9 protein-coding genes are annotated in these 10,135 nt (G+C 60.7%); 3 read left to right on the top strand and 6 right to left on the bottom strand.

All coding sequences use genetic code 11. From position 1 onward, the window contains the following. Nucleotides 1-45: 45 nt before the first annotated feature. The 3 genes from ABI213_RS00330 to ABI213_RS00320 form a co-directional block, all read right to left on the bottom strand. The gene (locus ABI213_RS00330) at nt 46-684 is read right to left on the bottom strand and encodes a BON domain-containing protein (RefSeq protein ID WP_348007187.1); all 639 of its coding nucleotides are present in this window, start codon (nt 682-684) and stop codon (nt 46-48) included. A gap of 90 nt (nt 685-774) precedes the next feature. Next, nucleotides 775-1,374, bottom strand: a complete 600-nt coding sequence (locus tag ABI213_RS00325) for a phosphoheptose isomerase (RefSeq protein ID WP_348007188.1) — start codon at nt 1,372-1,374, stop codon at nt 775-777. A gap of 48 nt (nt 1,375-1,422) precedes the next feature. Further along, nucleotides 1,423-1,812, bottom strand: a complete 390-nt coding sequence (locus ABI213_RS00320) for a YraN family protein (RefSeq protein WP_348007189.1) — start codon at nt 1,810-1,812, stop codon at nt 1,423-1,425. Here ABI213_RS00320 and rsmI point away from each other — a divergent pair. Continuing rightward, nucleotides 1,812-2,726, top strand: coding sequence for a 16S rRNA (cytidine(1402)-2'-O)-methyltransferase (gene rsmI, locus ABI213_RS00315; protein WP_348007190.1), 915 nt, complete (start codon nt 1,812-1,814; stop codon nt 2,724-2,726). The two genes, ABI213_RS00320 and rsmI, sit on opposite strands and share 1 nt — an antisense overlap. A 45-nt stretch (nt 2,727-2,771) precedes the next feature. Here rsmI and ABI213_RS00310 read toward each other — a convergent pair whose 3' ends face one another. Then, the gene (locus ABI213_RS00310; protein ID WP_348007191.1) at nt 2,772-4,754 is read right to left on the bottom strand and encodes a site-specific recombinase; all 1,983 of its coding nucleotides are present in this window, start codon (nt 4,752-4,754) and stop codon (nt 2,772-2,774) included. Between the two features lie 747 nt (nt 4,755-5,501). Between ABI213_RS00310 and ABI213_RS00305 the strand changes: the two genes are divergently transcribed. Further along, the gene (locus tag ABI213_RS00305) at nt 5,502-6,146 is read left to right on the top strand and encodes a recombinase family protein (protein ID WP_348007192.1); all 645 of its coding nucleotides are present in this window, start codon (nt 5,502-5,504) and stop codon (nt 6,144-6,146) included. A 228-nt stretch (nt 6,147-6,374) separates the two neighbouring features. On the opposite strand, the gene ABI213_RS00300 is transcribed toward ABI213_RS00305, so the two are convergent. Next, nucleotides 6,375-6,596, bottom strand: a complete 222-nt coding sequence (locus ABI213_RS00300) for a hypothetical protein (RefSeq protein ID WP_348007193.1) — start codon at nt 6,594-6,596, stop codon at nt 6,375-6,377. Between the two features lie 45 nt (nt 6,597-6,641). Between ABI213_RS00300 and ABI213_RS00295 the strand changes: the two genes are divergently transcribed. Next, complete coding sequence (locus tag ABI213_RS00295) at nt 6,642-7,007, top strand: hypothetical protein (RefSeq protein WP_348007194.1); 366 nt, start codon at nt 6,642-6,644, stop codon at nt 7,005-7,007. Between the two features lie 1,177 nt (nt 7,008-8,184). On the opposite strand, the gene ABI213_RS00290 is transcribed toward ABI213_RS00295, so the two are convergent. Next, nucleotides 8,185-9,978 (bottom strand): DUF6538 domain-containing protein, encoded by a 1,794-nt coding sequence (locus ABI213_RS00290; RefSeq protein WP_348025628.1) that lies wholly within the window; start codon nt 9,976-9,978, stop codon nt 8,185-8,187. Nucleotides 9,979-10,135 lie beyond the last annotated feature (157 nt).

The raw sequence follows: 10,135 nt of genomic DNA, 5'->3' as shown, positions 1-10,135 counted from the left end.
GGCATCCGAGATGCCTTGGCGGGCGTTGTCGTTTCAACCGGTCGATTACTTGGCTGGCGTAGCCGTGCTGACCGGTGCCGGCTTGGGAGTCAGGTTTTGCAGCTCTTCTTCGGTCAGGATGTCAAACACCCGCACCACTTTTTGCACGCCGCTGATGCTGCGGGCCAGATCGGTGGCACGGTTGGCTTCGCGCAGCGAGACGCGGCCCATCAGGTAGACCACACCGCGCTCGGTGATGACCTTGAAGGTATTGGACTGCACGTCCTTCGCGTCCACCAAGGTGGCCTTGACCTTGCCGGTAATCAGCGTGTCGGACGAACGCTGCGTCAGCGACGATGCCCCCAGCACACCCACTTCGTTGACCACGGAGCGCACGTTCTCTACCTTCAGCACCAGATCCTGCAGCTTTTGCTGGTCGGCGGCGGTAGGCACTTCGCCGGTCAGCAGCACCTGGCGGTTGTAGCTGGTGACGTTGACGTGGGCGTTTTCGCTCATGCTTTGGCCGATGCGGTTGTTGGCGCGCAGCTCAATACCCTCGTCTTCCAGCTGGGCACCGGAGGTTCGCCGGTCGGTGGCCACAAACGCGCCCCCCACAGCCGCGCCACCAATCACCAAGGGTACGCAGGCCGACAGGCTGGAGCCCAGAACAACAGCCGCCGCAGCGGTCAGGAGAAAACGGTGCATGGAGTCTTTCAAAATGTGAAGGACTGGCGCAGCGCCCTCAGTGTCGCCCGATGGGCACACAGAGGGTCTTGCGTAAGTCTGGGGAAAAAGTCAGAGTGAAGGTTCGATATCGCCCAGCAACTGGGAATCTACGCCGTCGCACAGGCAGTGCAATACCAGCAAATGGACCTCTTGGATGCGCGCGGTACGGTCGTGCGGTACGCAGATGTGCACATCGGTTTCACGCAGCGCTGCACCCATCTTGCCGCCGCCCTTGCCGGTCATGGCCACCACGGTCATCTCGCGCTCGTGGGCGGCTTCAATGGCCAGCAGCACATTGGCCGAATTGCCGCTGGTGGTGATGGCCAGCAGCACATCGCCGGGCTGGCCCAGGGCGCGCACCTGCTTGGCGAAGATCACGTCAAAGTTGTAGTCGTTGCCGATGGCGGTGATGATGGAGCTGTCGGTAGTGAGCGCAATCGCGCCCAGCTCGGGCCGCTCGCGCTCGAAACGGCCCACGAACTCCGCTGCAAAGTGCTGCGCATCGGCTGCCGAGCCACCGTTCCCGCAGGCCAGCACTTTGCCGCCACTGGTCACTGCCGCCAGCATGGCCTGGATGCCCGCCGCGATGGGTTTGCTGAGTGGCTGCGCCGACTGGTACTTCAGATCGGCGCTGTCAATGAAATGTTGCTGAATGCGTTGTTCAATCATGGTGCGGAATGATACCTGTGCTGGTAGAGGCCATTTGTAATGAGAAGTTCAACTGGCATCAAAGGCCGCTTGCAGCCACTGGATGCCCGCATATTCGATCAGCACCACGTCAAACCGGCACGGCGGTGGGGTGTTCAAGCGCATCAAATAGCTGCGGGCGGCGAACACAATGCGCTTTTGCTTGGTGGCGCTGATGCTGGCCGCAGCCCCGCCAAACGCTGCCGTGGCCCGCTGGCGGACCTCGACAAACACCACCGTGCCGTCGGGCGCACGCATCACCAGGTCGATTTCGCCGCCGCCGCGCCCAGGGGTCCGATAATTGCGCTCCAGCAGACGCAGGCCCTGGGCCTGCAAATGCGCCAGCGCCCGGTCTTCGGCCGCATCACCCGCCTGTTTGGTGGTCGGCAGGACCAGACCCATCTTTTTGAGGAAACCCATTGAGCGCTTCTTTTGCTTCCGCCTTGAAAGCCGCCCAGGAGGCAGCCGCTTCGCAGCATTATCCGGCGGGTACGCTGTACATCGTGGCCACGCCCATCGGCAATCTGTGCGACATCAGCCTGCGGGCGCTGCACGTGCTCGGTTTGGTGGATGCCATCGCCTGTGAAGACACACGCCACACCCAGGCCCTGCTGCGCGCCTACGGCATTGACAAGCCCAGCGCCCAGTTGCTGGCAGTGCACCAGCACAACGAAACCGAGGCCGCACACAACGTGGTGCGGCGGCTGCAGCAGGGCGAGCGCATCGCCTACGTCAGCGACGCAGGCACCCCCGCTATCAGCGACCCCGGCGCGCGGGTGGTGGTGGCGGCGCGGGCCGTGGGCATCCCGGTGGTGCCATTACCCGGCGCCAGCAGCATCACGGCGGCGCTGAGTGCGGCCGGCATCGTGCAGGACACGGGTTTTGTGTTCATCGGTTTTTTGCCCAGCAAAGCCACCGAGCGTGACAACGCCGCCCTGGCGCTGCTGGCCGAAACGCGCGCCGTGGTGCTGCTGGAAGCACCCCACCGCATTGAAGCCCTGGCCCGCAGCCTGGCCTGCCTGGGCCCCCGCCCGGTGACGGTGGCGCGCGAGATCACCAAGCAGTTTGAAGAAATCGCCACCGTACCCGCGCAGGATGTGGCGGCCTGGCTGGCCGCCCAATCGTCGCGCACGCGGGGGGAATTTGTGTTGGTGGTGCACCCTGCCCCGCCGTCCGAAGCCCCGGTGCAAGACCTGCGGGTACTGAAACTGCTGTTGGCCGAACTGCCGCTGAAAACCGCCGTGCAACTCTGTGCCGACATCACCGGCGAACCCCGCAAAGTGCTGTACACCGCCGCGCTGGCCTTGAAATCCGAAGCCGACGAAGACTCCTGAATTTATAGCTGCCAGCGCAGGTAGCACCTGCGCTGGCAGCCTATTTCATTCAGATTTTTGCGCGCCCGGCCAGACAAAGCTCATCGGATGCTGGCGCAGGCGGCGCAGCACGGCGTAGCGCAGGCGCTGGCGGTCCAGCCCGGTGACGCTGTGCGCCCCCAGGGCTAGCTGCAGCGCCAGGAAAAAGCTGACCGTCAGGTTCAGTACGCCGATCAGCGGAATCGCCGCCACGCACCACCAGAAAATCGGCATCTTCCAGACCAGATTGCCATATGCAGACGCAGCCGCCACCAGTTGGCCGGTAGACAAGGTGACGTGGCGGGCCTCCAGCCCCAGGCCCACAAAGGCCAGTACCGGCGGCAGCAGCCCGAGCATGAAACCCAGCGAGATGTTCGACGCAAAGCCCGAAATATGCTCCCGCATGAAGCGGGCCCAGCGGTCAGCCCGCGCCCTTCCCAGCACGCGGGTAATGCGCGGGTTGTAGCGCAGAGCCGAATCCAGCTGGTGCAGCACAAACCAGTTTTCCACCGCGCCCGCAATCAGGCTGGCCACAAACAGCAGCACGCCGGTAAAGGCCGCAAAAAACAGGGTGCTGGGGCTCAGCAGGGTCAGCGTGTGGAACACATGGTCGGCCTCGACCCGGCTGACCATGTGCTTGCCGCTGCCCCAAAACATGGCAAAGCTGATCAACAGCACGCAAGGGGTCACCATGCCCACATTGCCCAGCACCGCCGCCACCTGCGAGCGCACCAGGTGGGTGACTTCATCGACAAACTCTTCGATCGCCCGGCTATTGCCCAGGTCTTTGAGCTTGGCGGCCATGGCGGGGGCCGTCATGGCGGGTTGCTTGGTGGCCAGCGTCCAGTGCAGCAACTGGATCATCACAAAGCTGGCCGCGTACATCGCGCCCGACCACATGCCCGCCCAGAACGCCGTCAGGCCCACCGCGCCAATCAAAAACTTCAGCAAGGTGGTCAGCGACGTAGCCGCGCCACCACCGGCGGCCTTGACCAGCATGCCACGGTATTCGCTGCGGTCGCGGGTGATGTAGTGCTCGCCGGTTTCGGCGCTGCGCTCGGTCACCTTGGCAGCCAGCATCGAGGCGTTGCCACGCACCAATGCGCGCAGGCTGCGGCGTTCTTGCCCGGCATAGGCCAGGCGCACGATCAGGCGGCTGGCGCTGGCATCGGGCGTGGCGGACAGTAGGCAATCCATCAGATCGCGCACCCGCAGCAGGCGCTCGCGCAACTGGCGCAGCATGAACACCAGGTTGACCGAAATACCGTGGTCGTTCAGGTGCGGGTACACGCTGGCAGCCGCCTGGCGGCACAGCTCCAGCCGGTCGCGCAGGCGCTGGGCTGCGGCTTCCAGCTCGGGCACTTCGCGCGGCGTGGCAATAAAAGCCCGGCGCAACGCATCCACCTCGGCCGACAGGCTGTTGAACGGTTCGTCGTGCCGGGCGGCGGCACTCATACGCAGGCGCAACTCCGATGCCACACCGGTGGCCATGATCTGGTTGCTGCAAAAGGTGATGGCCTGCAGCAGTTCGTTTTGCCACAGCGTGATGCCGGGCGTGCGCGACGGGGATGACAGCAAATTGCCGATGCGCGCCAAGGTGGCCGCATCCAGCGCCGCCAGCCAGGCCGCGTCGGCCGTGTTGGGCAGCACCAGACTGAAGAGTTCGGCTGCGTCGGTGGTTTCGGGCGTGCTGGGCAGCATCTTGCAGCGCAGCCGAAAACCCAGTTCGCTGAAAAACGCGGTGCGAGGTGAAAAACCATAGTCGGACAACACCATGGTGCTGTCCACCGTGTCGGCCAGTACCTGCCACCAGGTGCGCAGACGCACTTGCAGCTCGGGCCGAGCGAATACCGCATCCAGAAACCGCTGCACCCGGCTGACCGCATCGTCCGGTGCCCGGTTGTCACCGCGGATCCAGTCCAGTAGGCCAATCAGCCAAAGATGGCGCTGCGCCAGGGGCGCGTCGGCATCCAGCGTGTCAAGAAGCGAGGTAAGAGTGTGTGTGGTCAATGCGATGGGTGTTCTCTAGGGTAAATGCCTATTCTAGAGAAGATGGTGCGGCTGGCGGGGATCGAACCCGTCTTTCTAGTAAAAAACCACTCGTAAGCTGTTGATTTCACTAGAAAATATCACCATGTGTCAGTGTGCTTTGGTGCATCAAATTGACACACTAGGCACAAAGTATAGCGCTCGGGATTCATGAGAGCCGCGTGCAAAGGTCGAAAAAAACAGAGGCGCACAAGTGCATGCTGATCCATAGAAAGTGCATCCAGTGCATCCCCTTTAACTCAGGCTCAGTGCTGACCCAAATTCCTCCGATACGTTAGCAGCTGCTCCGCTATCCGGTTAACTTCAGCTTCTGCCACTTTGAAGCGTTCGTCTGCATAGTAATAATCGTCAGAGAAACTTAGATTTGCACACGTTCGGCGGTTATGCCAGTAACAGTAGGCATTGGTAGCCCTGATACCGGCGGCGACTAGCTGGTTGATGTCGTTCATTGCAAATTCCTTTTCTGTTGATTGGATTGCCTCAGCGTATCGAGGGATGCCATTGCGCGAAAGGTCTCAGGCTAAGCCTTGACATTGCACCTCAATTTGAGGTAGCTGCACGCTAGACCTCCGTCTGTCTGGGGTACACCCCTACAAGACACTGCCAAGGTGCCCGGATGGCGTATATCTAGGGTCAATTTAGCTATTGTTTGACACATTCCAGAATGAATCTTAGACTCTATCCATGCACAACTATGGAATAGACCTCATGTCCAAGCCCTCCAAGGTAACCCAGCGCCCCCCAGCCCCCAGCGTAGCCCCTGCGCCCGTAGCGGCCTCCGGTGCTCTTACGGCCACCAAAGGCCACCGGGTCGGCTATGTCCGCGTATCCAGCGTTGACCAGAATGAAGCCCGACAACTGGACGGTCTAGAACTGGACCAGACCTTTACCGACAAAGCCAGCGGCAAAGACACTGAGCGCCCCCAGCTCCAAGCCATGCTTACCCACGTCCGCGCAGGCGATCACGTACTGGTGCACAGCATGGACCGCCTCAGCCGATCCCTGAGTGACCTCCAGGCGGTCGTGCAGTCCTTGACCGCCAGGGGCGTTACTGTGGAGTTTGTCAAAGAGCGGCTGACATTCACGGGCCAGGATGACGCAATGGCTACGCTCATGTTGCAGTTGCTGGGGGCTGTGGGTCAGTTCGAGCGGTCCCTGATACGAGAGCGCCAGCGGGAAGGCATCGCCATCGCTAAGACCAAAGGGGCCTACAAGGGCCGCAAGCCGTCGCTGGATGCTACGCAGACCAAGACCCTAAAGGAGCTGGTGGCGCAGGGAACGCCCAAGGTGGACATTGCAAAGACGCTGGGTATCTCAAGGGCCAGCGTGTACGCCTACCTTGCCGCTGAATAGCCCACCCCACCCCGGCCCCCTTGGGTTTTCTCGGGGCCATAGGGCCGCCGGGGTGCACGGGGGAATCTAGCGCGGGCGGGCGGAAACACCATAGGCCGCGCATTTTTTGGGGGTAAAAATCTAAGGCGCGAACTGGCCCCAGTTTTGGGGGCAACGGCTACAACACCACTTCCTGAAAACTCAGGGTATGCCTTGAGTCCCCTCAAAACTGAGGGCACCCCTTGGTCCCTAGGAACCACTGAGCTCAAAACTGAGCCATCCCTGCCAAGCCATCAAGCAGGCTTCGCGCTTGGGGAAACGGTAGCAAGGGCGCTCCTTGTTCTGTACGTCCCGGTAGGTGGACGAAAAATTCCGTTCACCTCCAGTCAGCACCAGGGGCACCTTTACCAAGAAGTCGGCGTGGCGTAACTCAGCGGCACCGGGAGCCCGTGAGGCGTTGATGAACTCCACCAGTTCCAGGGGGCTAGACTAGTCAAACATAAAGAGGGCTGGTAGATGATCGGTTTTTTCAAGGATACGGTGTTCTACGCCCGTATGCGGCAGGCTTTGATCGAACACTTCGGGCGCGATGAGCCGTTGCTAAGCAGACCAAATATTGACGTTCGCCGCGCATCTTCATTGCTCCGAAAAGGCGGCATGAACCCGACAGAAGCGATCTTAGCTCTGGTCTTAGCGGGCCAGACCACACCCTCCATAGGTATCCACTTCCCTCTCTGGGGCGAAAGCGAAATAGACTACATGAGACGGCGCGGCGCGGCGTTGGTGACTCAAGGATTCATTCGACCAGAGATGTATGCAGTTCTGACCGACAACGTACCGCAGGAGCTTCAAACCCACTTAAGTGAAATCGGACTTTGGTAGGCCGTGCAGGCTGGCGTATGACTCGAATCTCCCTGGCCCTCCTGGGCCTCTTAGCGATCCTTGCGATACCCATGACCTATGGTGTACCCATTGGCATCGCTATGATGGCGTTTGCGTTCTTTCTGGGCTAAATCAGCGGCACCAGCACAGCCCTACGAACTAAGCGGGGCCTTTGGCTTAGACCATATTGGATCAAAAACAATGACGCAGCAGGTATGCCCTAAGCCCCCTAAGTATCTCTAAAGGACTCTAAGTATCTCTATGTATATCTATAAGTATCACTACGTATAGATACTTAGAGACACTAAGTGTCTTAGAGATACCTATAGATACTTAGAGATACTTAGGGATGCTCACTGTGTACTGCCACCTCGTTGGTCCCGACAACAAAGCCCACCGCCCTGCACCGCCGATTGCCAGTATGTCAGGGCCACCTGCAGTAGGTCACTAGCATGAAGGGCGGGGAAATAGGCCAAGAAAGGCCCCAGACGGGGCCACAGCGGGCTTTAGATGGCACTGGAATACCGGCGTAGCCATGAGCCCTAAAAACGCCCTACAGAGCGTTTAAAGCCCTTACCACCATTTACCGTCAAGCAGGTCGCGGATGAATGCGTAAACGGCCCAGCCGATGACGACCACGCCTAGGATGGTTCCGAGGTTGATAGGCATCTTTACCTTGCCTAAATTTGGGCTTAGTCCTCAGTTTACCCAAGCTCCAACGCACATGCACCGATACGCCGCCTGGGCCTCTTTCTGAGCCTTGGGCATGACTCTGGCATAGTCAAGACTCCCAGCCCTAGACCCTACGCACTGACCATCCGCGTCCATCACGATATGGCCCCCCTGTGTCCCAGCGCCCGCCAGGATAGACACCAGCGGCCCCGGTGTCGCATCTGCGCCTTCGGGCAGTTCTTCGATGCACAAAGCGGCCCATTGGTCCCCTGTGTCCGTGTCGCCGTACTCAGCGACCACAGGAGCCCCCAAGCGCCGCGTCAAGTCCTGCGCCAGGGTTTCGATATGGTGGATGTGCAGGCCGCTAAAGGTCTTTGCTGCGGTTGCCAAGTGTTGTGCTGTGAACATGATCTACGTCTTTCAAGAATGCGGCGGCTTAGACAAGCCCGGAAGCCGCCACACCGGGGCAGGACAGCACCATGCCGCCCTGCGAAATCGGGGGCGGTTACAGGGCCGTGGCGTGTGCCGGGGCGGCCTGGGCGGCCTGGGGAGACTCAGGGGACGCGGGAGCCGCTGGGTAGACGCGGGTTAGCTTGAAGGGCCAGACAATCCGCTCTATGGCTTCAAAGACACCAGGAAGGCCAATATGCGTGTAGCCGCGCCCTGAGCCAGTCGCAGTAGCATGCCCCGTCAATGCGTCCGCAGTCTCGATGCCAATATGAAGCGCCGCCAGCTTTGAGCGTATCGTGTGCCTGAACTTGTGCGCACCTTCCAAGCGACCAGCAGGCAAGCCCACAGCGTCACGATAGTGGCGCATCCATTCTGTAAAGAGTTCGCCCGGTGGCACCTTCCCACCTCGGTGGAACGATGGGAAGACCTTCACGGCCCCGGCATCCCGCCGCGCCTGGACAAACTCCAAGAATCCCAGGTCGATCACCATACGGGCCAAGGGCACCACGCGGACGCTATCGGCGGTCTTTACAGTCCCTGCGCGGCCATGTATGTCGATCACATCCAGACCATTCACCCGCTGCACATCCACGCACTCAAGCTGCGCTATCTCGCCAATTCGGGCACCGCTGTTCAGCAGCAGAATCACCCCCATGTATGCATCCCAAGGGTCCACATGCTCCACGGTGTCCCAACGCCCCTCAGTGAACAGGCTGGAACCAAACAGTAGGCCCATCTGCTCAGCCGTAAATGGTGATCTTTTCTCGCTATCACGGACCTTGATAGTCATTCCGGCCCACGGATTGACAGTAACCAGACCAACATCTAACGCTGAGTTCCACAAGGCACACAGGGCGGTCCAATAGTTAAGCGCCGTCTTATCCCCAAATCCACGTGCTGGGGCATCCGTTAGCCAGCCCCTCAGAGCCGCACCATGGGGGCGTGTAGTCTCTACCAGTGGGTGAGCCTGTCCGGCCTGATCCAGCAGCGCCAGCGCCCTATTGGTGTGCTTGAGAATCCCCGGCTTTGGATGGGCCTTTGCTACCCAATGTGGCAGCACGTCGCGCAGGGTCAGCGCAGGGGGCTTTGTGCTCTTAGCGTCCTGGGGGGCTTCGGGCAATGGCGGTGTGTCCACGATGTTGCCAGCGTCCCTGCGTGTCACTGCGTCCCTTGCGCGGGCATACGCTTGCAGACAACCCTCTAGGGTCAAAGCGCCGTCCTCAGAATCCCATTCAATAAGCAGACCCAGGCGCTTCGCTTGCAGTTCAGCAAAGGGAAGAATGGCCGCTAGGTTTCCCGTGGCGATGGCATCCGCTACCAATGCCGCCCGATTGGCGTTCAGCCGGTCCCGCCGTGCACGCACATCGGGGGCCAAGGGGGCTAAGCGAGAAACTACAGGCGCTGGGGCCATCGCGGCCATGACCAGGGCGGCTGCGTCGTAGTTCTCGGGGTCAAAGTCGGCCACGTCCACGCTGACCACCTGGGCACCTTGGGCTACTGTGGATGTGAACTGCTTATCCCAGCGCTGCTCTGCGTCCGCATGCAGCTCTGCCGCATAGACCGCCTGGGCGATGATTTCCCGCATGGCCTGGGCGACTTTGGTTAGCTTGGGGGCCACTAAGCCGCGCTGCTTGTCCAGGAACTCCTGCTCAAACGTGGCCCTTAGTGCCTGGGCCTTGATGCTGGCCTCAGCCTTGATCGAGGTATCCAGGGACGCACGATACCGGTCAGTCGCCAGGGTGCCTTTGGCCGTCCTGGGGTACAGGTGGCGCAACTCAAGGGGCAAAGTGACGCGCAGCCAGTAGACCGCACCACGTAGAAAAACGCCTGTTGGGAGCTTTGAGGCCATGTCCTTGGGTTCCGTCGATGGGGTTTTATTTCGCATCAACTGACACACCAAAAAGACACTGTTATCGCCTGGGAACCCGCATGGATGCTGGGTTCTCTATGAATTGCATGGTGCGGCTGGCGGGGATCGAACCCACGACCCTTGGCTTCGGAGGCCA

It is taken from the genome of Rhodoferax sp. (assembly GCF_039922535.1).
Classification (GTDB): Bacteria; Pseudomonadota; Gammaproteobacteria; order Burkholderiales; family Burkholderiaceae_C; genus Rhodoferax_B.
Note: the sequence above shows the minus strand (reverse complement) of the source record. Positions and strands in the feature narration are given on the sequence as shown.

What these genes read in the sequence shown, in the direction of transcription:
- ABI213_RS00330 (WP_348007187.1), bottom strand. Translation starts at nt 684, where the DNA reads ATGCACCGTTTTCTCCTGACCGCTGCGGCGGCTGTTGTTCTGGGCTCC.
- ABI213_RS00325 (WP_348007188.1), bottom strand. Translation starts at nt 1,374, where the DNA reads ATGATTGAACAACGCATTCAGCAACATTTCATTGACAGCGCCGATCTG.
- ABI213_RS00295 (WP_348007194.1), top strand. Translation starts at nt 6,642, where the DNA reads ATGATCGGTTTTTTCAAGGATACGGTGTTCTACGCCCGTATGCGGCAG.
- ABI213_RS00305 (WP_348007192.1), top strand. Translation starts at nt 5,502, where the DNA reads ATGTCCAAGCCCTCCAAGGTAACCCAGCGCCCCCCAGCCCCCAGCGTA.
- ABI213_RS00290 (WP_348025628.1), bottom strand. Translation starts at nt 9,978, where the DNA reads ATGGCCTCAAAGCTCCCAACAGGCGTTTTTCTACGTGGTGCGGTCTAC.
- ABI213_RS00320 (WP_348007189.1), bottom strand. Translation starts at nt 1,812, where the DNA reads ATGGGTTTCCTCAAAAAGATGGGTCTGGTCCTGCCGACCACCAAACAG.